General features: G+C 43.3%; 22 protein-coding genes. 9 read left to right on the top strand and 13 right to left on the bottom strand.

Features of this window, described 5'->3' with window-relative positions; all coding sequences use genetic code 11:
• Positions 1-1360: 1360 nt before the first annotated feature.
• The 3 genes from LU361_RS20075 to LU361_RS00645 form a co-directional block, all read right to left on the bottom strand.
• Positions 1361-2599, bottom strand: coding sequence for a golvesin C-terminal-like domain-containing protein (locus LU361_RS20075; RefSeq protein WP_286206418.1), 1239 nt, complete (start codon positions 2597-2599; stop codon positions 1361-1363).
• Between the two features lie 321 nt (positions 2600-2920).
• Complete coding sequence (argS, locus tag LU361_RS00650; protein ID WP_233086382.1) at positions 2921-4654, bottom strand: arginine--tRNA ligase; 1734 nt, start codon at positions 4652-4654, stop codon at positions 2921-2923.
• Between the two features lie 135 nt (positions 4655-4789).
• Positions 4790-5362, bottom strand: a complete 573-nt coding sequence (locus tag LU361_RS00645; protein ID WP_233086381.1) for a MiaE family protein — start codon at positions 5360-5362, stop codon at positions 4790-4792.
• 272 nt (positions 5363-5634) lie between these two features.
• Here LU361_RS00645 and fabV point away from each other — a divergent pair, with 272 nt between their 5' ends.
• From fabV to LU361_RS00615, 6 genes are all read left to right on the top strand, one after another.
• Entirely contained in the window at positions 5635-6825 is a 1191-nt protein-coding gene (gene fabV, locus LU361_RS00640; protein ID WP_233086380.1) for an enoyl-ACP reductase FabV, read from the top strand.
• 166 nt (positions 6826-6991) lie between these two features.
• Positions 6992-7930, top strand: a complete 939-nt coding sequence (lpxL, locus tag LU361_RS00635; RefSeq protein ID WP_233086379.1) for an LpxL/LpxP family Kdo(2)-lipid IV(A) lauroyl/palmitoleoyl acyltransferase — start codon at positions 6992-6994, stop codon at positions 7928-7930.
• Positions 7931-7999: 69 nt separating this feature from the next.
• Positions 8000-8875, top strand: a complete 876-nt coding sequence (gene dapA / locus LU361_RS00630) for a 4-hydroxy-tetrahydrodipicolinate synthase (RefSeq protein ID WP_233086378.1) — start codon at positions 8000-8002, stop codon at positions 8873-8875.
• Positions 8876-8980: 105 nt separating this feature from the next.
• Positions 8981-10159, top strand: a complete 1179-nt coding sequence (locus LU361_RS00625; RefSeq protein WP_233086377.1) for an NlpB/DapX family lipoprotein — start codon at positions 8981-8983, stop codon at positions 10157-10159.
• A 9-nt stretch (positions 10160-10168) separates the two neighbouring features.
• Positions 10169-10927 carry an MBL fold metallo-hydrolase gene (locus tag LU361_RS00620; protein ID WP_233086376.1) on the top strand — a complete coding sequence of 253 codons (759 nt, stop codon included), beginning with the start codon at positions 10169-10171 and terminating at the stop codon, positions 10925-10927.
• Positions 10928-11520: 593 nt separating this feature from the next.
• Entirely contained in the window at positions 11521-11805 is a 285-nt protein-coding gene (locus LU361_RS00615; RefSeq protein ID WP_233086375.1) for a PilZ domain-containing protein, read from the top strand.
• Positions 11806-11817: 12 nt separating this feature from the next.
• Here LU361_RS00615 and LU361_RS00610 read toward each other — a convergent pair whose 3' ends face one another.
• On the bottom strand, positions 11818-12363 hold the full coding sequence (locus tag LU361_RS00610; protein ID WP_233086374.1) for a leucine-rich repeat domain-containing protein: 546 nt from the start codon (positions 12361-12363) through the stop codon (positions 11818-11820).
• A 430-nt stretch (positions 12364-12793) separates the two neighbouring features.
• Between LU361_RS00610 and LU361_RS00605 the strand changes: the two genes are divergently transcribed.
• A complete protein-coding gene (locus LU361_RS00605) occupies positions 12794-13393 on the top strand; it encodes a hypothetical protein (RefSeq protein ID WP_233086373.1) in 600 nt (199 codons plus the stop codon).
• A 329-nt stretch (positions 13394-13722) separates the two neighbouring features.
• On the opposite strand, the gene LU361_RS00600 is transcribed toward LU361_RS00605, so the two are convergent.
• A complete protein-coding gene (locus LU361_RS00600) occupies positions 13723-15063 on the bottom strand; it encodes a substrate-binding domain-containing protein (RefSeq protein WP_233086372.1) in 1341 nt (446 codons plus the stop codon).
• A 114-nt stretch (positions 15064-15177) separates the two neighbouring features.
• Between LU361_RS00600 and LU361_RS00595 the strand changes: the two genes are divergently transcribed.
• Entirely contained in the window at positions 15178-15990 is an 813-nt protein-coding gene (locus LU361_RS00595; protein WP_233086371.1) for a class I SAM-dependent methyltransferase, read from the top strand.
• 43 nt (positions 15991-16033) lie between these two features.
• On the opposite strand, the gene LU361_RS00590 is transcribed toward LU361_RS00595, so the two are convergent.
• The 3 genes from LU361_RS00590 to LU361_RS00580 all read right to left on the bottom strand — a co-directional run bounded on the left by LU361_RS00590 (position 16034) and on the right by LU361_RS00580 (position 17343).
• A complete protein-coding gene (locus LU361_RS00590) occupies positions 16034-16333 on the bottom strand; it encodes a hypothetical protein (protein WP_233086370.1) in 300 nt (99 codons plus the stop codon).
• Positions 16334-16626: 293 nt separating this feature from the next.
• Positions 16627-17001 carry a VOC family protein gene (locus LU361_RS00585; RefSeq protein ID WP_233086369.1) on the bottom strand — a complete coding sequence of 125 codons (375 nt, stop codon included), beginning with the start codon at positions 16999-17001 and terminating at the stop codon, positions 16627-16629.
• Positions 17002-17046: 45 nt separating this feature from the next.
• Positions 17047-17343 (bottom strand): putative quinol monooxygenase, encoded by a 297-nt coding sequence (locus tag LU361_RS00580; protein WP_233086368.1) that lies wholly within the window; start codon positions 17341-17343, stop codon positions 17047-17049.
• A gap of 346 nt (positions 17344-17689) precedes the next feature.
• Between LU361_RS00580 and LU361_RS00575 the strand changes: the two genes are divergently transcribed.
• Positions 17690-18589 carry a DMT family transporter gene (locus tag LU361_RS00575; RefSeq protein WP_233086367.1) on the top strand — a complete coding sequence of 300 codons (900 nt, stop codon included), beginning with the start codon at positions 17690-17692 and terminating at the stop codon, positions 18587-18589.
• Positions 18590-18652: 63 nt separating this feature from the next.
• On the opposite strand, the gene LU361_RS00570 is transcribed toward LU361_RS00575, so the two are convergent.
• The 5 genes from LU361_RS00570 to pqqB all read right to left on the bottom strand — a co-directional run bounded on the left by LU361_RS00570 (position 18653) and on the right by pqqB (position 23229).
• Positions 18653-19297, bottom strand: coding sequence for a hypothetical protein (locus tag LU361_RS00570; protein ID WP_233086366.1), 645 nt, complete (start codon positions 19295-19297; stop codon positions 18653-18655).
• A 791-nt stretch (positions 19298-20088) separates the two neighbouring features.
• Positions 20089-21270, bottom strand: coding sequence for a pyrroloquinoline quinone biosynthesis protein PqqE (pqqE, locus tag LU361_RS00565; RefSeq protein ID WP_233086365.1), 1182 nt, complete (start codon positions 21268-21270; stop codon positions 20089-20091).
• Positions 21267-21539 carry a pyrroloquinoline quinone biosynthesis peptide chaperone PqqD gene (gene pqqD / locus LU361_RS00560; protein ID WP_233086364.1) on the bottom strand — a complete coding sequence of 91 codons (273 nt, stop codon included), beginning with the start codon at positions 21537-21539 and terminating at the stop codon, positions 21267-21269. Before pqqD ends, pqqE begins: the two co-directional genes overlap by 4 nt.
• Entirely contained in the window at positions 21536-22291 is a 756-nt protein-coding gene (gene pqqC, locus LU361_RS00555) for a pyrroloquinoline-quinone synthase PqqC (protein WP_233086363.1), read from the bottom strand. The genes pqqD and pqqC overlap by 4 nt, the downstream gene beginning before the upstream one ends.
• Positions 22292-22308: 17 nt before the next feature.
• Complete coding sequence (gene pqqB / locus LU361_RS00550; protein WP_233086362.1) at positions 22309-23229, bottom strand: pyrroloquinoline quinone biosynthesis protein PqqB; 921 nt, start codon at positions 23227-23229, stop codon at positions 22309-22311.
• Between the last annotated feature and the right edge of the window lie 152 nt (positions 23230-23381).

Here is a 23381-nt window from a genome sequence, read left to right as displayed (position 1 = left end):
GCTTGGTAGAAATATCAGGGTTATATTTTCCTTTAAGAATCAATGATATACAGTAAGAGTGTTCCCCGCACACGCGGGGGCCTTTCTTATCCATTTAAAAACAATAAATATATCAATTAACGTCTAACTGATAATAAATGCAAAGTAGTATTTAAATTACTTATTTTAAATTGTGCTTGTGAACTAAATTTATATCGATTAATTATAAAGTTAACTTGATTGATTTGTTTTTTATCGTGAAGAAATGCTTCTTCTGTTTGAGTGTGGTCGTTGTGATGAAGAGTTGAAGTTCAAGCATTAAAAGAAGTTGGTAAGTTTTGTGTGCAGTGGATTGTATAAAGAATTTTTCGTGAGCTGTTGTTAATATTTTTTATTATGGATCTAAGGTTATTTTTACTGAGTAGTGTTTGGTTAATTTGGGCGTACTTTATTGATGTTGAATGCGGTGAAATGAATGTGACAAAGTGATTTAGGTTTGATGATGTCTAGGGTTAATTTAAGGTTATTTTTTAGTAGGAAAACCTTCTCTAGAGTAATAAATCCAGATAGTCATGTTTTATTAAGTGTCAGTATCCGCGAATTATGGATTTTTTTGGGGCGGTTTTTCGATTTAGATGAACTTGGTGAGGTTGGGTGTGAAAAATATTTCTCAATAGTTTTGAGGTTATAAAAACCATCTAAACTGCTAACTTAACTTGCTATAGATATTTTTAGTGCCTGTTCTCAAATATATGTTCAGTCAGATTTATTTAAGCTGTAAATTTTAATAGCTAGAAATGAAAAAGTATTTTCACATATTCTGAAAATGCCAGAGGATAGAATTTAATTTTATTTATTTCCGTCAACTAATTTAGGTGTGAAAAATGAAGAAAAATTATTTAATTGTATCATCATTGCTTTTTTTACTTTTATGTGTCGGTAATGCATCTGCCTTAGAAAGAGAGCCAAAGCCAAAAACTGATGGGGACTATTGCGTTCGCTTGCCAGGAGCATGTTTTCTTTTATAGGATGATAAATATTTATTAATTTTATTGTCTTTACCTAAAATTTTCATTCACTCTTAATATGCAATCGCTAATTTTTAGGCTATTGTCATTGGTAGGAAAAACTATGCTTAGAAGAAAATCTCTGATCGGAATAGCAGCTGTTATGTTATTTACTTCCAGTGTTTCAGCCACAGTGTCGGCAGAAGACTGCGGATTCTTGGGTATTACTCTCTTTCCATTAATTTGTCCTTCGCCTTAATGCAGTAAAGATTGAAACTGATGTCTATAGTTAGGCGTCAGTTTCAATTAATAGTATATAGTAAGGTGTTCCCTGTGTACGGGGTTAAAATTCATGTAATGAGTAAAAAATTAATTTAATCGAGAGGAATAATACAGATTACTGATTGGCTAGTTCTTATATCGTCACCCTCTGCGCCAGTTCCAGAAACTATAGATCCAAGAGTCCGATTAATTGAGCCCTCACGGCATCTGCACGAACCAGAGTTTTCTCTAAGAAATAAACTTGTTCCATCAGAGTGCCTTGTGGATGATAGTACGTTCACACAGCGATTTCCTGAATTGGTACCAAAAGCCACAATCTGAAATCCCACCGAAGATCCTCCCGCAGGGCCTTGTGGTCCTTCCGGTCCAATTTCTCCTTGTTCTCCTTGAATACCTTGTGGTCCAGCTGGGCCTGTTTCACCTTGTATTCCCTGCTCTCCCTGAATGCCTTGCGGACCTATCGGTCCTGTTGCGCCGCGCTCACCTTGTGGGCCAATAGGGCCTCTAAACTCTGACCATTCTGTTCCGTTACAAATTAAAGCCGTTTCTAATGTGTCGTCGTAATAAATCGCGCCACGATTTTGAAATTCACAAAAAAATGGCTCGGTTAATTGTGGTGTTAATAAAACAGCACCTTCTATGGTGACGTTGCCTGCAAAGGTATTATTTTCGGTTGATATTGGCGGTACCGAGTTAGGATCAATAGGATCAAAACCACGTCTTAATTCATCAATATTACTGAAGCCGTCACTATCCGAATCAAATAACCCATCATTTAAAAAGCCAGATACATCTAGGCTGAATGGATTATTAGGATCGGAGAAAAATATTTCGTTTTCTTGTTCGTCGGTTAATCCATCTCCGTCAGAATCTGTGGTATCGGTTGCTAAGGAAATCATAATGGAATCGGCGACAACAATATTATCGGCATCTTGGTTATTTATGGTAACCGATGTGGGCGCGGTAAAAATTCCTAGTGAAACAAATTCTCCACTATTTTCCTGCTGATTTATTTGAAGAACAGTCTCTCCTTCAAAGTGGTTAACAATATAAGTTGCATTAGTGGCTCTCTGTGCGGATGTGGACCAACGTGCAAAAACTTCATAACTTTCTTCATCTTGTATGGGCAATTGCCACTGGGCTTCAAAAAAATCGCTTGAATTATTGTCATGTCGGTAATTATTACCGACAAATCCTGGAAAAAACGAACTTATTGCCCAGTTTCCTGAGATAATATTAAAATCTGATGATTCGTTGTCGATAATTACGGATTCTGAAAATGCAGCTGACGAAATTAATGATGTTATTATCAAAGTATTTAAAGATTTCATTAAAGTGGCTCTGATTGACTGAAATTTTTTACATCGGAGTTGATGGAAATAAAACTGCGATGATTGGTCTGGCTAACTTGTTAGAAAAATAAGTGCAGGAGTTTCTGTTAAAAGCTTTGGATTATTTATTTTTTATTAATTAGCTTAAATTAATCTACAGTTTTGAATATCTATTTAGTACCTGGAAAATGTGGCAGCGTTAGATACTTTTTGAGTCGGATTTTGTTTTCTTGAGGTTTTTTGAGGGAAAAAATAAAGGCCAATGAATATTCATTGGCCTTTATTGTGTGGAGGGATTAGTTGTGCGTAGAATCTAGCTGATTACATCTTCTCCATAACCTCAATACCCAATAACCCTAAACCTAAATCCAAGGCTTGAGCAACCGATTTACACAACATTAATCGGCTGTTGCGTTGGTCTGGTTCAATACCGTCTTTTAAAATTGGGCAGGCCTCGTAGAAGCTCATAAATTGGCTGGTTAATTCGAAAAGATACGTACAAAGCACGTGTGGGAATGCGTCTTTGGCGACTTGATCTAGGGTTTCCGATAATTGCAATAATTTTAACGCGAGCGCTTTTTCTTGTGGTTCGGTTAACGCAATGTTGCCGGTAAAGTTTTCTGGCGTGATGTCTGCTTTTCTGAAAATACTTTGAATGCGGGTATAGGCGTATTGCAAATACGGTGCGGTGTTGCCTTCAAACGCGAGCATGCTTTTCCAACTGAAAATGTAGTCGGTGGTTCGTGTTTTAGAAAGGTCAGCGTATTTAACGGCACCAATACCGACTTTACGAGAAATTTCTGCTTTTTCTTCGTCGGATAATTCTGGATTTTTTTCTTCGATAATTTCGCGCGCGCGGGTAACGGCTTCATCCAATAATTGCGCGAGTTTTACGGTGCCGCCGGTTCGGGTTTTAAACGGTGTGCCGTCTTCGCCGTTCATGGTGCCAAAACCGTGGTGCTCAAAACTGACGGTATCGTCGATGTAACCGGCTTTTTTACCAATGGTGTACACCTGTTGCATGTGCAAGCTTTGGCGCGCATCAATAAAATACATTAAACGATCAGCGCTTAATTTACCGACTCGGTAACGCAAGCACGCTAAATCGGTGGTTGCGTAAAGATAAGCGCCTTCGCGTTTGCGAATAATTACTGGGCTTGGTTTGCCGTCTTTATCGGCGAATTCATCCAAAAAGACAACGATTGCTCCTTGGTCTTCAACGGCAAAACCTTTGTCCATTAAATCTTGCACAACGTTGGCAAGGTCGTCGTTGTAGGCGCTTTCACCCATAACGTCGTCGCGGGTGAGTGATACGTTCAGTTTTTTATAAATTTCTTCGCCGTGGCTGAGAGAAATTTCTCTGAATTGTTCCCACAAACCTAAAACGCGCTCGTCGCCCGATTGCAATTTCACGACGTATTCACGTGCGGTATTGGCGAAGTCTTCGTCTTCGTCGAAATGTTTTTTCGCCTGTTGATAAAACACTTCTAAATCGCTGAGCGCCATTTCGGCGTTGTCATTTTTTTGGTGTTCTAGTTCGGCGATTAACATACCGAATTGAGTGCCCCAATCGCCTACGTGATTTTGGCGAACGACTTTGTGACCCAAAAATTCCATGGTGCGTGCAATAGCGTCACCAATAATGGTGGAACGTAAATGGCCCACGTGCATTTCTTTGGCGAGGTTCGGGGCGGAATAATCGATAACAATGGTTTGCGATTGATCGGTTTGTTCGACACAAAACTTGTCGTTACCTTGGGCGTTGGCGAGCTGCTCGGCCAACCACTGTGGGTTGAGGTGAATGTTAATAAACCCTGGGCCTGCGATTTCTACGTTTTCAGCGATGCCTTCAAGTTCTAGGTTTGCAACAATGTTACCGGCGATTTCGCGAGGGTTGGTTTTCATGGCCTTGGCCGCAGCCATGGCGCCGTTGGCTTGGTAGTCGCCAAAACCGGCTTTTTTCGGTTGAGCTAGGTGTGGCTCAAAGTTATCCGGAATGCCAGCTTTGGTCATGGCTTGTTTTACGTTATCACTCAAAAAGTCGCGAATATTCATGGTTTTATTTGAAACTTGAGGTCAGAAAAGAAGGTTATAGGTGCAGTGTTCCCCGCATGTGCGGGGCTAAAGCGCGCAATTGTAGCGAGTTACGCCGAGCTTGTAACCTCGGCGGTAACAGGCTTTTAGATCGGCTTAGTGTAAGGCGGCGCGAATGGGGAGTCGTTCAACGATGGCGGCTTCTATGTCGAGCAGTTGATCAAGGCGCGCGTCTACGACGGATTTTTCAAAGTATTTTTCCGCCAGCTCAACAAACAGCTCGTGATGGCGGCCTTCGCTGGCGGCAATGGCTTCGTAAAAAGCTTTGAGTTTACCAGCGGGTAGGGCTTCGCCAACCAGGGCAAAGCGTTCACAGCCACGGGCTTCAATAATGCCGCCAACCAGCAAACGATCCAAAAAGTACTCGTTGGTACCTTTGCGAAAGGATTTTCTGAAATCGTTGATGTAGGGGTCTTTTTGGTCATCGCCCAAAATGCAACCGCGCTCATAAATAAGTTTAACCACTTCTTTGAAGTGGCTCATTTCTTCGATGGCAAGATCGGTCATTGCGGTAACTAATTCCACCCGATCAGGGTAGTGCGACAGCATAGAAACGGCCATGCCAGAGGCTTTTTTCTCGGCGGCGGCGTGATCTTGAAGGAAGGTATCGAAATCTTCTAATACCGCTGTTACCCAGTCATTGCTTGTTTTAAATCGAAGAAAACTCATGCGTTACTTAAATATTGTATAAATTGTAGGGTTTTGAATGAGGCGGAATTATATAGGAACCATCGATGAACACCAGAATTACTCCCAGAGGCCTTAAGATTTTAAACACCTTGCTATTGTAATTTCGGGGAATGACCGCATTTCTGTGGCGTAGTAGATTTCGCACTTTATAATGGACCGGTTTAGGCGTTAGATTTCAGAATGAGCAGTACACAAAGACACTGGTTTTCTGAAAGTCGAAAGCTGTTTCTGGTAATAACAAAGGTTAGTTTATGATCATCAAACCAAAAGTACGTGGTTTCATTTGTATCAATGCACATCCGGCCGGTTGTGCCGCCAACGTTCAAGAGCAAATTGATTTCGTTAAGTCTCAGCCTGCGGTTGAAAACGGCCCTAAAAATGTTCTTGTGCTTGGTTCTTCGACAGGCTATGGCCTCGCTTCTCGCATCACTGCGGCTTTTGGTTCTGGCGCTAAAACATTCGGCTTATTCTTCGAAAAACCACCTACTGAGCGCAAGCCTGGTTCTGCGGGTTTTTACAACGCGGCGGCTTTTGAGGCTAAGGCGAAGGAAGCCGGTTTGTACGCCAAGAGCATGAATATCGATGCGTTTTCAAATGATGCCAAGCAAAAAGCCATTGATGTGATCAAGGCCGACATGGGCAAGATCGATTTGGTGGTCTACAGTCTTGCGGCACCGCGCAGAACCGATCCTGAAACGGGCGAAGTTCACTCTTCGGTTTTGAAGCCAATCGGCGAGTCGTACACGGCGAAAAACCTAAATACCGATACCCTAAAAATTTCTGATATCACCATTGATCCAGCCTCAGAAGAAGAAATCGCCGGTACCGTTAAGGTTATGGGTGGTGAAGACTGGGAACTTTGGATGAATGCTTTATCCGAAGCCGGTGTGCTTGCAGAAGGTTGCCACACCACAGCTTACACCTACCTGGGTGAAAAATTGACTTGGCCAATCTACGGTAAAGCAACCATTGGTCGTGCGAAGGAAGATTTGGATCGCGCCGCAACCAGCATCACTGAGCAACTCTCTGGCTTAAACGGTAAGGCTTACGTTTCTGTATTGAAAGCGTTGGTAACTCAGGCGAGTTCGGCAATTCCGGTAATGCCTTTGTACATTTCTACTCTTTACAAGGTGATGAAAGAAGACGGCACCCACGAAGGTTGTATCGAACAAGCTTACCGTTTGTTCACCGAAGGTTTGTACACTCAAACGCCACGCCTAGACGATGTCAATCGTTTGCGTATGGATGACCGCGAGTTAACGCCTGAAACCCAAGCCAAAGTGGAAGATATTTGGCCGAAGGTGACTGAAGACAACTTGTTTGAATTGACCGATTACAAAGGATACAACGCCGAGTTCTTGAAACTGTTTGGTTTTGGTGTTGAATCCGTCGATTACGAACAGGACGTTTCTACTTTGGTTGAGGCAGATTTTCTCTCCTAATTAGAGGGACTAGAAGCCTGAGTACTACAAAACCTGAGTAATGTCGGTTTTAAGGCCCATTTGAATGTTTTTATCATTCCGATGGGCCTTTTCGTTTACTTCTTTTCTTGGTTGTAACCCTGATTTAACCGCGCGTTAAATCGTATCAACACGCTGCTTTGTGTCTATGGAATCCAAACAAACCTCGTTGTGGCACCCAAAGTACTGGCGAACCTGGTTCGTCATTGGTCTTTGGAAATTGTTTTCGCAATTGCCGCTATCTGTGCTTCGTCTTATCGGCCAGCTCATGGCCACTCTAATGAGAAAATTCGCCAAGCGCCGCTGTGCGATTGCGAGTCGCAACATTGAGTTGTGCTTTCCAGAGCTGTCACCTGAGCAGCGTGAGAGTTTGCTGCGTAAGAACCTGTTTCATACCTCCATGAATGGCCTAGAAATGGGCATGTGTTGGTTCCAGCCGCACTGGCGATTGAAGAACATTGGCGATGTTACCGGGCTTGAGCATTTGCAAAATTTGGACTCCGGTGCCTTGATGCTGAGTATGCACAACACCACCATTGAGACCATGAGCGCGGTGGTAAACCCTTACTTCACTAAAATCGACATGATGTACCGGGCGCACAAAAATCCGGTGTTTGATCACGTACAGCGCAAAGCGCGGGGTAGGCACAATCCCGAGTGTAAAATGATTGATCGCAACGATTTGCGTGGCGCTATTAAGGTAATGCGATCAGGACGAATCCTCTGGTACGCGCCGGATCAAGATTACGGCATTAAACAGGGAATCTTTGCTACCTTTTTTGGCATTCCTGCGGCGACGATTACGGCAACGCCACGACTCGCCAAGCTCGGCAAAGCGCCAGTGGTACCGATCTTTCATCGCCGCGACGACCAGGGCCGCTGCCAGGTGGAGATTCTGCCGCCGTTAGAGAATTTTCCCAGCGACGATGAAAACGCCGATGTTCAGCGGGTGAACGACCTAATTGAAGCCCAGGTGCGCAAGTATCCCGAGCAGTATTTGTGGGTGCACCGACGATTTAAAACCCGGCCGGAAAATTCTGAGCCGCTGTATGGAAAATACAGCAAAGGCATACGTAAAAATTCTTGAGTTAAAACTTGTACCCTTGACAGCTGATAAGTACCATTACGCGTTTTCTAGACCGCTTTGGAGACAGTAATGATAGAAGGAAGCATAGTTGCCCTAGTGACTCCCATGACCGCAGACGGCCAACTTGATTGGAAGAGCCTGCACGAATTGGTTGAGTGGCATATAGAGAAGGGCACCAATTCTATTGTTGCTGTAGGCACCACGGGTGAATCTGCCACCCTTACGGTTTCTGAGCATTCCGAAGTGATTGCTAAAGTGGTTGATCAAGTCAACGGCCGCATTCCCGTGATTGCTGGTACTGGCGCTAACTCAACCGCTGAGGCCATTGAACTGAGCCGCGCGGCGAAAGACATTGGCGCCGATGCCTGTTTGTCAGTAACGCCTTACTACAACAAGCCGACACAAGAAGGTTTGTTCCAGCACTACAGCCACATCGCAAAATCCGTCGATATTCCTCAAATTCTTTACAACGTACCGGGCCGTACCGGGGTTGATATGTCAGCCGAGACTGTTATTCGTCTGTCTACGGTTAACAACATTATCGGTGTTAAAGAAGCTACTGGTGATATTGAGCGGGCCAAAGAAATCATCGCCAATTGTCCGTCCGACTTTTTAACCTATTCGGGTGACGACATTACGGCCGTCGAGCTGATTCTTGCGGGTGGTCACGGCAACATCAGTGTCACTGCTAATGTTTTACCCGATCAAATGGCTAAGCTGTGTGCGCTTGCATTGCAGAAGTCTGCCGACGAAGCTCGTGCGTTAAACAACCAGCTTATGCCGTTGCATGAAGGTTTGTTCGTTGAGCCGAATCCAATTCCGGTGAAATGGGCAATGGCTGCGATGGGCAAGACCGAATTTGGTATTCGTCTGCCGTTAACCCCTTTGTCTGAGAACCTGCAACAACCTTTGCGTGAGCTACTTGCCAACGCCGGTGCGCTGTAACCCTCTTTTTTCTGACTCATGTATCGAACTGTTTTCATAATTGCTGTCCAATTTAAACAGTTCGATACGATTCACGAGTGCTTCAACGAGTTTATTTAAACCCACATGAATAAGTCTTTATCCGTCGTTTTCTTTGCAGGTTCCTTTTCGTTTTTAACCGGTTGTAGCGCTCTATTTGGCGATGAAGGCTACTTTAAAAACCGTGGCGATGAATATTTAAAAGCGGAAGAGATTCCCCAGATCGATGTCGATGATAGCAACGAGGAGCGATTTGCAGAAATTTACGTCGTTCCTGATATCGAAGATTCCACCTACGATTACGGTAAATCCTTCGATACGCCAAGACCGATTCCGCTGTCGAGTACACTTCTTGAAGACACCGTAAAAATTCAAAAACTCTCTGGCCGCCAGTGGGTGTTTATCACCAGCTCGCCGTCAGAGATTTGGCCGCAAGTGCGCGAGTTCTTGGGCGATCGCGATCTCAGCGTGTCTTACACCGACCCAACCGAAGGCATTATTGAAACCAGTTGGTTGCAGTTTTCCGATGACCGCGATCACTACGACCGCTACCAGATTCGCATCGAAAGCGGTATTCAGCCAGACAGTGCTGAAATTCATATTCTCCACCATCAAACCGACGCCAACGGCCAGCCTGACTCGAAAGCGATTTGGCCGAAAGTCAGCTCGGTAGATTCTCGCGAAGCGTGGATGGTTGACGAGTTATCGTCGACATTAGCCAGCAACTTACAGCGTTCGTCGTCGTCTTTATTGGCGCAAACCATTGGTGGCGATTACAAAGTTGTGCTCGAAGAATCCGACAGCGGCGAGCCAGTGCTTAAGATGAAAATTGATTACTTGCGTGCCTGGGCAAGTATTGCGCATGCGCTTGGCAAAGACGGTTTTTATCTGTGGGATCGAAAGAGCGATTTAGGCATTTACTACGCTCACTACGAAACTCCGAAAAAGAAAAAGTCCACCTGGCTTGGCCGTGGTATCCGCTCTGTGAGCAACGCTATCTCGGGTAAATCCAGCAGTGATCAACCGCAAACGCCATACACCATCGATCAGGTAGTTACCCATTTACCAGCATCCGATGATTTAAATACATTGTTGCCATCGGTAGTGCCTTCAACCGAAAAATTAGACGACGTGCCGGGTTATCTCGTGTTAGTCAGCGGCGATGATCGCAACGTTGAAGTTCGAGTACGTAACGCCTACGCGGAAAAAATTGATCCGAAAGACGCGAAACAGTTGTTAAGTCTTGTTCGTAACAATTTGATTTAAGTTTTTCGATTGAAATACGCAAGCCTAGGCAGCGGCAGTAAAGGCAATGGTTTGGTTGTACAAGCAGACGGTACAACCATCTTGATTGATTGTGGTTTTACCATCAAAGAAACCGTCAGCCGTCTCTCACGCCTCAATATCGAAGCAAACTCCTTAGATGCGATTATCGTGACTCATGAACACGGTGATCACATTAAAGGGGTTGGCCCGTTTGCGCGCAAATTTAAAATTCCTGTCTACGCCACGCCGGGCACGGTGCTTACCGATAAGCTGGGTAAAATTGAAGATCTTCGATTTATTGAAGGTTATCGAAGCTTTTCGATTGGCAATTTTGATCTTCATCCTGTGGCCGTTCCGCACGATGCCCGAGAGCCTGCGCAATTTGTGGTTGAGTTTCAACAAAAGCGTTTGGGGGTGCTTACCGATTTAGGCAGCATTTCTACGCATGTTGAAAAACACTTTTGCAATTGTGACGGCTTAATTCTTGAAGCCAATCACGATCCGGTGATGCTTTCTCAAGGTCCTTATCCGCCGAGCTTAAAAGAGCGAGTAGCCGGTCCGTGGGGACATTTAAGTAATTATCAGGCGCATCAATTTTTGGAGCAAATTCACTCTGATTCCATGCAGCATTTGGTGATTGCTCATATCAGTCAACAAAATAACAGTTTGAACATTGTGCAAAATTATTTTCAGCAGTGGGAAGAGAAAATTGCCACCGTCATTTATGCCTGCCAAGACGAAGGTTTTGGTTGGCTCACGCTGAATTAGTTTTTTAAAAGCGTCTCGCTGTTTTCAATATCGGGTCGTTTTTCTCGGTACTTATCTCTGTTTTTTTGATGCTTTCAGTACATTACCGTTTTCTGTGACCTGCCTCTAAATACCCTCGGTGCAAAATCCTAACATTCGGTGCCAATCAACAGACTTTTCAAACACGTCTGTTGAAGCTTGTGTGTTGATGGTTCTGTGCCGATGATTAGTCGTTAGCTTTTGAAATCAATTGTTCGTAAATAATGAAGATTATGCTCAATTGTGGGATTGCTGTGGTTTGTGTTGTTGGTTTCTATTAAAAACTTATTCTAAAAATTTCGTTTTATACAATTTAAAGAGATAAAATTTATCGTTATGATTCGCGCGTTAGGACAAACACTTTCAATCTTCATGCTATGATTGTTAGTGAACAACAATATTTTGCGCTGAATTACACTAAAGTAGTTTAAATTCGCCCTGTTTTAGGCGCTGATTGTCTAAAGGTGCGTGGTTAAGCAAATAATTTGTGTTGATCACAAAAGAAAATAACTGTCCTTTTGGGATAACCCTAAAGGCCTTGATAAGAGTAAATAAGTTTCGAAAGGAGCCCATAAATGGATGAACGCCGCCGGTTTGAGAGGCGCCCCACATCAATTCGAGTTGAAATCACTCACCCGACGTTTGGTGTTATGGTTGGATACGCTAAAGATATTTCTGACGGTGGTGCATCGGTCTTGTTGGATGTCGACGTTAAACCGCCAGTCGGCACTGTGGTTAATGTTGTCTTCCGAAAAGTATCCGGTGCGGTTAACGAAGCGCCTGTTCCGATGAAAGTGATGCACCATCACCGGAACTTAATTGGTTTGATGTTTAGCAGTGGTACGCCGCACAAGATTTAATGGTTGCCCATTTTATTTTTGACATTGGGAAGGAAAGACAATTTCCATCCCAGTCACTCGTTTGAGCTGGTTCAAATCTTCACAACGTACAGAATCATTTCCTGAAATATCCAGAAAATTCAGTTTCGGTAAGTTAAACAACGGTTGAATATCGGCAACTTGGTTATTCTTTACCGACAGCTGTTTCAGTTCAGTTAATCCCTGCAAGGCAGATAGGTCTATCAGCTTATTATCGCTTAAGTTGATTTGGGTTAGCTTGCGAAAACGATTGAGTCCATCTAACGTTGCTACCCCTGCGTAGCTGCACGTCAATGTTGCCAAATCCTCGTAATTTGCGATTTCCTCGGTTTCAATAAACAGCTCAATGCATTGCTTTAATGCGGAATCATCGATACTCAATTCGGTGATAACCTGAGGGGGCGCGTAAATTTCTCGCTCATTGAAACTGACTTGGTAGTTCTTACAGCCAGCGAGTAAAACGCCAGCAACCACTAAAACAAAGATTTTCGCGGCCAGGCCAGATGAGTTGATGCGTTTGATCGAACGGTATGAATTCATGATGTGGCTTCTAACGTGCTTTCGTGAACAAACTCTAGTTTAGCCAGTTATGTCGCTGATTCCTATCGAGTTACATCAACAATTGTTGGATCTATCCCAGGCGAATCTTAGCCCCTATCCACGCAGTGGTTTTCAAGTTGTGCTTAAACATTGAGTAATTTGTGACAATCTTCGTTATGTAACCAATTATGATGTTTTAGGGGCGGGTTAGGCCCTGAGAATTGAGAGCCTTGGCGGCGAATCGAGATCGAGCCACACCCTGTTAATTTTTGATCCTGATTCAAAATATAGACGTCAACCTCTTGTGCAAGCTACCGCAGCCCTTTATTGTCTAGGCTTGATGGCTAGGCAGCACAGCTGAGTCTGTGGTTGTGGTGATTGTTATTTGATCCGTTTTACGTGCAAACTACAGAACAGAGTTGGCGACTTTATGATTCATACTTCCTTGTTTTCGGCCCTTGCTGGTGTCTCGAACCCCTTATCCGTTCGTACCTTCAAGGCTTTCGCGTGCGGCGCTTTGGTTTTTTCATTGCAATCTGCGCCAACTTGGGCACAAGAAGAAACAGAGGCAGTAAAGGAACAAGCCACTGACACGCCTGTAGCTGAAGCTCCCGCAGCCGAAACGCCAGCGGTTGAGCACAATGCCTCGGTGATTTCTGAGCAGTCCAATGTCGATGATTTTCAGCTGGTGCTGGATGTTCAGGTCGATCGCGCACTCAACCAAGTGAATCCTGCGCTTTCTGCCGATGGCTATATGGTTGCCGATTCCATTTCCTATCGCTTTTCTGTGCTTGAAGTCGTCAAAGGTAATTCTGAGGCGATTGAAAATACCTTATCAGTAAATATTCCTTTTAGCGCATGTCATCGCATTCTTACCAAAGGAAGCCGCTACTTTTTGCAAGTTAATCCCGACAAACTCGGCGAGATTCAAATCGATTCTTGCGATAACTTTGCCTCAATTCCAATGGCCGACGATGTTCAGCAAGTTGCCAACGGTGGCACGTCGAATCCCGATTCCAAAGAGTTGTAGAAGTACCATTCTATAAAACCTCCAAATTCAGGCTATATTGGTCTGAATTTTCATTGAGTTTTTCCTTTCAATGCCGTTATCGGCAGCGTCTTTTTGTTGAATCAAATACCCAAGAAATCGGAAATACGTTTCGATTTCTTTTCCTGTTTAAAATCAATTAAAACTACTGGTGGTTACGTTTGCTTTTTTTGCAGAACAATAATGTTGAACGAGGAAAATAAGTGCGGTTTTACTGGCGATAAGGCTGGAGAAGATACGAGGAAAAATAAAGAAGGGAAGTGGTTGTTTTAAAAAGCGCGTCCTTGCGAATATTCCAAAAAGTTAAATCGTTACATTAACCAAACTTCTACGCGTTGGTTTTTAAGTTTGCCATTACCGTTATTGGATGCGACGGGTTTAAATGCGCCAAATCCTGCAACAGGCGCCACTTGAACACCGTTTTCATGTAAGCGAGATTTCACCGCTACGGCTCGCAGTTTAGAAAGAACTTTCGAGCGCGATTCCGTTTGTTTTGCATCACCGAATCCTACCAACAGAATTTGTCGATTGCTGTATTCAGGCAAAGACATCATATTCACCAAGCGTTGAATATCGTGTCTGGCTTTATTGTCTAAGATGGCGCTGCCCGCACTGAATCGAACGTTAATTGAAAGACGTTGTGCGTTTTCAGTCAGTTCTTGATATTCGTGTGGACCGATTCTTTCAGAAACCGACAAGGCAACCGGTGTTTGAGATACAAAGCCGATAGTGTCGACAACGTTTTGGCCCGACTGATCTTGAACGAAATGCAAGAATTCATCGACAACCGCAGGCTTTTGTTTGGCCGAGGTATACAAAAATAATCGTCGTGATAACGGATAGTCTTCGGTAGAAACCGCAATTTGTTCGGGTCGCAGTGGCGTAGTACCAGGCTCTGATACCGCAATCGCTTTTGCTGAGGCAACGGAGGCTAAACCGACAAAACCAATGGCGCCCGAATTACGCGTAACAATGTTCGATAATTGATCGTTGGATTCGAAGCGTTGAGCTGTTTCAACCAGTGAATATTCTTTCCCCAGGACTAAAGATTTAAATGTGTCCCAGGTGCCTGATTTATCATCGCGTGCGTGCACGCTAATTGCCTGACGATTCCCGCCAACTTCACTCCAGTTTTTTATTTCACCGGAAAAAATTTGAGCGATTTGTTTCTTTGTTAATTCATTAACCGGATTACTTGGATGAACAATAACCGCTAAGCCGTCAATCGCAATGACATGTTCCGCGCTAAAGCTTAACATGTCGCCGAGAGAGACCAGGTTTTCAACTTCGCTGCCTTTGATGCTGCGCGAAGCCATGGCGATATCGGCATCACCGGATTGCAGCGCCCGAAAGCCGGTGCTGGAACCGTGGGCGGCGATGCTAACGTGAGACCATTGGCCAGTGGTAGAATTAACGCCTGAAACTGTGTATTCGTTTTCAGTGTTGGTGGTTTTGGTTTGAACGTCTGCCAAGCCTTTGGAGCGTAAAAACTTTTCTACTAATGCAGGACCGAGGCGGGCGCCAACGGTGTTTGAACCGTGCATAGAAAATAGATGGCCGGAATTAATGTCGGAATCTTGGCCATAAACGGTTGTGGTGAACGCACAAATGCATACCGTGGCAACGAAGCCATTAAGAAATTTTTTAAGCATGGTGAGATTACAAGGTGTAAATGAAAAGGATGTGTAAATTCTTTCTAACTATTATTACAAAAGTGTGACACTAGCCACGGTTTTTTATTTAAAAAAAGAATTCAAGGGAAAAAGTTGAGCGTAAGTTACCCAATCGCATATAAAGTGTTGCTTGAAAGAGAATATCAATCTAAAAGTGAATCTCTCGCTAATTTTTTAAATTGCGATTTAATTTCTCAGGAAGAAATTAAAAAATCCTTTCAAGAAAATACCTATCTACTCGCGTACTCCGAAAAAGGTTTATCTCTTTGCGACTTATCTAGGAAAAAAATTAATCCAGTGGTTGTGGATTTTGTTTCCGGTAGTGCCAATCATCGTCGTCTTTATGGTGGTGGTAAAAGTCAAATGATCGCGAAAGCGGTTGGTCTTAAGAGCAATCAGTTCTTTCCTTATGTTTTGGATGCCACAGCGGGTCTTGGTGGCGATAGTTTTGTATTGGCAAGCCTGGGTTGCCGAGTGACATTAGTTGAACGCAATCCTATTGCCTATTCGCTTGTTAAAGACGGTTTAGAACGCGCTATGCATTCAGGAGATCACGATCTTATTGAAGTGGTCGAGAGGATGAATTTAGTCTTTGCTAATAGTCGAGAATTTATTGAGCAAATCGACGAAGAACATTTGCCTGATGTTATTTATGTAGATCCGATGTTTCCCGAAAGAAAAAAATCGGCGTCGGTGAAAAAAGAGATGCAGTTTTTTCACGATATTATTGGGAAAGATGAAGACGCTGATTCATTGATAAAAGTTTGTCGTGAAAAAGCCAAATATCGAGTGACAGTGAAGCGTCCTAAAATTGCCGAATATTTAGGAGGCGTTTCTCCATCAACACAAATTGTTGGCAAGTCGAGCCGATTTGATATTTACGCCAATAAAAAAATGCCGAGCTAATATTAGGGTATTTAAAGTGGTGATTATTTGTTTGAATGGGTATTTACTTATCGTGGCTGATATCAGATGAGTTTTTAAATACATTGACTAATCTGATAATTGTCATTCTAATATGCGCCATAATTGCAATGATAAATCCAATAATCACCGCGCTAAGTCCTACCAGCAGCATGAGTTCTTGAATCGCAGATTCTGGCATTTGTTTACTGGTGTAAATCAAAACGAAACCCAATAAAAAAATAGCACCGCCTAAACGAAACTGCTTGAACACAATTTCTAATGGCGTTGTGTAGTGGTGTTTAATGGCTAAGGCGTATTTATTGTTGATCCAATGACTTATCACAGTCGTTAACCTGCCGATATTTTTTGATTTAGCTTAATCCATATACCTTAAAATAAAGGCACTTTTAAATAAGAGCACCTTTAAATAAGGGTACATTTATAAAAGTTCATTTATAAAAGTGCATCTTTAAATCAATATATCGGCGGTTCGCAGAGTCGCTGAAGTGGGTGTGCTCGAAAATACGGTTTCTTATACCGGTCAAATATCAAGCTAATTAATACTCACGCCAGTCTATCAAAGCACATGCTTATCAAAGCCCACGTTTTTCAAAGAATGCCGCAGAATCGGTTTATTTAGGAAGGAATCTCTTTGGGTTGCCAAAGTTCGATTGGATTACCCTCGGGATCGTGTATTCGTGCGAATTTACCGTTGGGATAATCTTCAGGATCAACAGTCACTTTAATTCCGGCACTTTCGAGTTGGGCAATCATGGCCGATAGGTCGTTGACTCGAAAGTTTATCATCCATTGTTGTTCTTGCCGCCCAAAATACTCTGTGGATTGATCGAATGGAGCAAAAACGGTGTGACCCTGTTCTTGTTGCCAAGGCTCAACATCGTAACTGGTTGGTACTTGATTAACGCCAAGATGTTTCTCATACCAACTGGCTAGAGCCGCTGGATCTTTTGCGCGAAAAAACATTCCGCCAATACCACTGACTTTTTCCATTTTGGGCCTCTCAACTATGAATGATAAACCACGTATTTAAAGGTGCTACGCTAATTTTGTGTAAGTGCTTTGAGCAAATTCTACGCCTTCAGACGCAAACAACGCTTTGTTCTCTTCCATAATGCTCAACCATTCTGGCGCTTGAAAGCAAGCGGCGTAAGCTTGGTCGGATTCGCATTCCCAATACATCATGGTGCAGTTTTCGTCGTTGCCTTTGTGAAAATTGAAAGAAATAATTCCAGGTTGGGCACGAATGACAGGAACCAAATCTTGTCCTGCTTGCTGAATTTTTTCAGCTAATTCTGCTGGGTATTTAACGTGAGAGATTACAACAAAGCTCATTAATGATTCCTATATTATTTAAGTGATGGCTACAATGCCGTCATTGTTCATATTCCTCATGTTCCATGAGGTGTTAGATTATTATCACTAGCGAATTAAATCGTTTCAGTCATCGTTCGTTATTGCTAGCCCTTGTTTGCTTTATCACGGCTAATCAACATGTGCGCAAAGTTGATTGAATTTAGATCAGGTTACTGGATTGTTGATGGCGTGAATAGTGATAAACTTTGTACTTTCATTCAAATCATAGCGGATCGTTGCTTCCTTTAATAGGGAGCCGATAATTTACAAGGCCGTTAACCGAGTGGAAACTGTGCCGAAAGAAAACTGTACTGAGAGAACAACTTTGGAAAAATCCACTATTTACGCGTTGATTGCAGTTGCGTGTTGGTCGACGGTTGCAACGGCATTCAAGTTGGGGTTGCAATACCTAACACCCTTGAGTTTGGTGTTGTGGTCGCTGGTGTTTGCATGTGGATTTTTAGCGAGTGTTGCTTGGTTTCAAAAATTGCCGTTATTGTCAATTTACCGGCAATCGCCGTGGCGTTATTGGTTAATGGGGGCGCTTAATCCGGGAATTTACTACCCGGTCCTGTTTTTGGCCTACGATAAATTACCTGCGCAACAGGCCCAGAGCATTAATTACAGTTGGGCGTTAATGTTAGTGATTATGTCGGCGATTTTTCTGAGAGAGAAAGTTTCTGTTAAGGATTGGCTGGCATGTGCAGTCGGTTATTTCGGCGTTATCTTTATTGCCACTGGCGGTGATTTAACGGCGCTACATTTTGAAAGCCCAAATGGGGTAATGTTGGCGGTTGCCAGTACCATTGTTTGGGCGTCTTATTGGATAATAAGTCGTCAAACCCAAAGTCACCCGCTAGCAACAATGACGCTGAATTTTATGTGTGGCTTGCCCGTCGTAATTATTGCCTGTGTATTGTTAGAGACAGTTGAGTTGCCAGATTGGCGAGGATTATTGGTGGCAGGTTATATTGGCTTGATGGAAATGGCGTTAACGTTTGTGCTTTGGTTAAAAGCATTACAACTCACAAAAAATACCGCCCGAACCAGTAATTTGATTTATTTATCGCCGTTTATTTCTCTGTTGTTAATATACCAAGTTCTCGGAGAAGCTATTCAGCAAGAAACAATTATTGGCTTAATTATTATATTGATGGCTGTGGTAGTACAACAAAAACAAAATAAAAGCACTGATAACGAAATAATGGAAAAATCAGAACGATAAAACCATCAATAACGCAGTCAGTGCTTTTGAGTAAACAGTGTTGATCAGGAGTTTCTGAAATAATTAATCAACACGCAACATCTGCAATTTTAAGGTGTCGTGAGTAATTGGTGGTACTCGTTTTGCTCCACCACAATACCATTCATTTGCACCGTCACTGAACATGACCACTGAGTAAAAATCCCCTTGCGTGGTTACTAGTCCACAAATATTAGGAATTTTCGGTGTTTGAAATTGTTGGCTGATCTGGCTTAATTCATTGTAAGTCCAAGCCAATGCAGGATTAAAGCCCGTTGTGCCTCTGGGCATAGCAAACGCAAAAGTACGTTTAACCAATCGGTTGGCGGCGGGATCTGATTCAACCGTACCCACATGACCTACGTAATTAACACCGCGATCGTACCAGCGAGCGATGATACAACCGCTCATAAATCCGGTGAATACGTCGTACGGACCAATCGGTACTCTGGCAGTTTTACCTGGAGTGTAGTCTAACCACTTGTGTTGCACCGGTACGTTCATACGCAGTCCAAGGGTGTTCACGTGGGTTGACATAAGAACAGGGTCGACGACTTCTCCCAAGCCAATATAAGTGAGCGGCGAGGTATTGCGGACACCATCAACAATGCTTCCATCTCGTGGGCCGTCGACGTTTCTGGGTTTATTCCATCGGAAGCGAACACCTAATTTTAAATACTTTTCAATCATAACCTCTCCTTGTGTAAGCTTTTTATTGATGTGATTTTTATTAGAACTGTTTAATGCGTATTAACACTCTGGCAGCAACGCTAACAGGTTATTTTGCCTTGTATTTTTCCGTTACTTTTCGATGTTAAATGAGTAGTGAATCAGGAGCCTCTGATTAACCTCAAGATCACTCAGGCCAATCGGTTTTTTTCTGATTAAGGCGTGCTTTTGAAGGTCTAACGGGTTAAATCGATAAAGCACAACGCAGAGCAGGAAAAAACTGGCAGGCCCCGCAGGGCGAAATCTCAAGCGCACATTTGCGGCGTTGCCGTTCTTATTAAGGACTAAGGCCATTAATTACAAACGGCGCCTTGCAACTGCACGCTTGAGATCACGCTGAGTAATTTTGAGGTTAATCAGAGGCTCCTTAAGTATACTTTCATCTCATAATTTTTAAATCAAAAATAGTTTGTTTTTTGAGAATGGTTTTTAATTGCTTTTATGGTTGTAAGCACAAGTGCACTTTAAATACTAATTTAATTTTAAGCGTTGGTGTGTGGTAATAAATCAATTCTTTTGAAATAACAATAACCATTTGGATTTCAAAAAATTGTATACACACTGGTACCGTTACATCGCTAATCGAAATTAGAATTTTCTAATAGCAATAATACCAAGTCAGTTTTGAAGTTGGATCCGGTAAATGAGGAAAAAAAGTGGAAAAGGGTAGGCAGTTAAGAAAATAACGTATTGGTAATTAGAGTATAAAAAGAGCAGGCTGCGCACAGTCTACTCTTTTTTAACTAGACGTATTAGTTAGATGATTCGTTACTGGTAGCGATAATATTATCGGCGTATTGCCGTGAATTTTTTTCATTTCTGTAAAGAAATGGCGTTTGTGGATCTGTCTTTGCCTGTTCACGAGCGCTTAAAATTTTATCGTGATGTTCTGATTTTGAGCAAACAGGGTCGGTGTTGTTAGCGTCTCCTGTGAGCATAAAAGCTTGGCAACGACAGCCGCCAAAATCTTTTTCTTTTTCATCGCACGATGCGCAGGGTTCTTTCATCCACGAGTAGCCGCGAAAATGGTTGAAGCTTTGCGATTGATTCCAAATGGATTCCAACGAATGCTCAGTCACGTTTGGAAATTCGATGGGAAGCATTCTTGCACTGTGGCAGGGCAGTGCAGTGCCGTCTGGAGTAACGGTTAAAAATATTTGTCCCCAACCGTTCATGCACGCTTTAGGGCGCTCTTCATAGTAATCGGGTGTGACAAAAATAAGCTTGATGGGGTTGCCTTCAGTCGCCAGTTTTTCCCGATATTCGTTGGTGATTCTTTCTGCTCGCGCCAGTTGTTCTTGCGTTGGCAATAATTGGTGCAGGTTGTCTACCGCCCATCCATAGTATTGGCAGGTGGCGAGTTCAACGTAATCTGCTTTTAACTCCACACACAATTCAATGATTTTATCGATGCGATCGATGTTGTGGCGATGAGTAACGAAGTTAAGCACCATTGGATAGCCATTGGCTTTAACTTCTTTTGCCATGGCGAGCTTTTGTTGGAAGGCTTTTTTCGAGCCAGAAATAAGACTGTTGACGCTTTCGTCGCTGGCTTGGAAACTGACCTGAATATGATCGAGCCCCGATTTTTTAAACGACTTAATCTTTTCTTCGGTTAAGCCAACACCAGAGGTAATTAAATTGGTGTAATAACCCAATTCTCTGCCAGCGCCGATAAGCTCGTTTAAATCTTGGCGCACAATCGGTTCGCCACCAGAGAAACCTAATTGAACGGCGCCTAATTTACGGCCTTGTTCAAAGACATCAATCCACTGTTGTGTGGTCAGTTCCTGATTATTGTAACTTGCAAAGTCTTTCGGGTTTGAACAGTAAGGACATTGCAGCGGACAGCGGTAAGTTACCTCTGCCAACAACCAAAATGGCTGACCGTGTGTGGGAGGATTGTTGGGTTTTCCCTGGCACGCACCGCTCATGGAGTCACCCATTGAATCCAATGTTGGTTAATGGCGTCTTCCATAAACGCAAGCACATCGTTGTCGACACCGCCGGCATCGGGGTATTTACCGTTCAAGGCTTCGATAATTTGTTTTGTGCTTTTTTGGCCGTCTACCAACGATAAAATTTCACCGGCAGGACCATTTAGTTTAACCATACCTTCTGGGTAGAGAAGCACATAGGCTTGCTGTGCTTCTTCCCACTGGAAGCGGAACATGCTTTCTAGAGCAGGTACTTTATCAATCACAATTCAATTCCTCGGTGATACACGCGATTGTCGGTTACGGTGTGATAGGGCGGTCTTTTTAATTCGTACGCCATAGTCATCGCATCGAGCATCGTCCACAGAACATCGAGTTTAAACTGCAGGATTTCTAATATTCTGTCTTGCTGCTCTCGGGTCTTGAAGGTGTCTAAGGTGATTCGTAAACCGTGTTCCACGTCTCGTCTGGCTTCGCTCAAGCGTTGGCGAAAATACTGATACCCTTCAGGTTTTACCCAAGGGTAATGTTGCGGCCAAGTATCGAGTCGGTTCTGGTGAATGGTTGGCGCGAACAGTTCGGTCAGTGAAGACGCCGCTGCTTCTTGCCAATTGGCGCGACGAGCAAAATTAACATAGGCATCGACGGCAAAACGAACGCCGGGTAACACGTGTTCGTGGGACAACACTTCTTCTCGGGTAAGACCTACGGCTTCGCCCAAGCGCAACCAAGCTTCAATACCGCCGATGGCGCCACCGTGGCCATCGTGATCCAAAATACGTTGTATCCATTCGCGTCTGACGTCTCGGTCGGTGCAATTGGCTAATATATTCGCGTCTTTAATGGGTATTCTGACTTGGTAATAAAAGCGATTGGCAACCCATCCTCGAATTTGTTCCGGGGTGCAAGATCCGTCGTACATGGCAACGTGATACGGGTGTTGCGTGTGGTAAAACTGACCTTTCGCTTTCAGTGCTTTTTCGAATTCTTCTCGCGTTAGTGGAGTTTGCTCAGTCACAATAAAATTCCCTGTATTTATAGTTCTATATCCATACCGTCGTAGGCGACTTCAACGCCGTGATCAGTCAGGATTTTTCTTTGAGGCGAATCTTCGTCGAGAATTGGATTGGTGTTGTTGATGTGAATTAACACTTTTCGGGGTTTTTCTAGGGTATCCAAATAAGCGAGCATGCCGTGTTCGCCAGATTGTGGCAGATGGCCCATGGTAACGCCGAGTTTGTCACCGACGCCTGCAACAATCATTTCGTCTTCTTGCCACAAGGTGCCGTCCACCAATAATAAGTCGGCATTGGCCATAATGGGTTTTAAATGATCTTCAATTTTGCCCAAACCCGGAGCGTAAAACAGGGTTTTCCCGTTTTCTAAATTCTCAACTAACATGCCGATATTATCGCCTGGGTGCGGATTGCCACGATGAGGTGAATAGGGCGGTGCACTGCTTAATAAAGGAATTGCGGTTAGCTTAATTTTAGGAAATTTAGGAATTTCGAAACTGTTTTTACCGTCTTCGATTTCAATGGTGTGTCGGTTAATACCACCGTTCCAGTGTTTCAGCATGTTGAACACTGGAAAGCCGGTGGTAAGGTCTTGGTAGACCATATCGGTGCACCACAAATCGTGTGGACAACCTTCGCGCAACATTAACAAACCCGTGGTGTGGTCAATTTGCGAATCCATAAATACGATGGCACCAATGCCTGTATCGCGGATCGACCGTGCTGGTTGCATGGCTTTAAAGTTGGCAAGTTGCGTTAGGATATCGGGAGAGGTATTAAACAGTATCCAATCGATACCATCTTCACTGATGGCGATTGAAGATTGCGTCCTAGCTTTCGCGTTAAGTGTGCCGTTTCGAAAACCTTTGCAATTTGAACAGTTACAATTCCATTGTGGAAACCCGCCGCCTGCGGCAGAGCCTAAAACATGAATCTTCATGAACTACAGACCGTTTATAGTTTTTATTGTTGAAAATACTTTCTAAATTAGAATAAAACAATTTATGCATTGCTGTATGCTAATTCAAGTAAACGCCAAAATAATTTAATTGCTTTTTATACACTGAAGTATTGAAAATTGGTAGGCAGGAT

The organism is Sessilibacter corallicola (assembly GCF_021290925.1).
Taxonomy (GTDB): Bacteria; Pseudomonadota; Gammaproteobacteria; order Pseudomonadales; family Cellvibrionaceae; genus Sessilibacter; species Sessilibacter corallicola.
The sequence above is the reverse complement of the archived record's forward strand: the minus strand, read 5'-3'. Positions and strand labels throughout refer to the sequence as shown.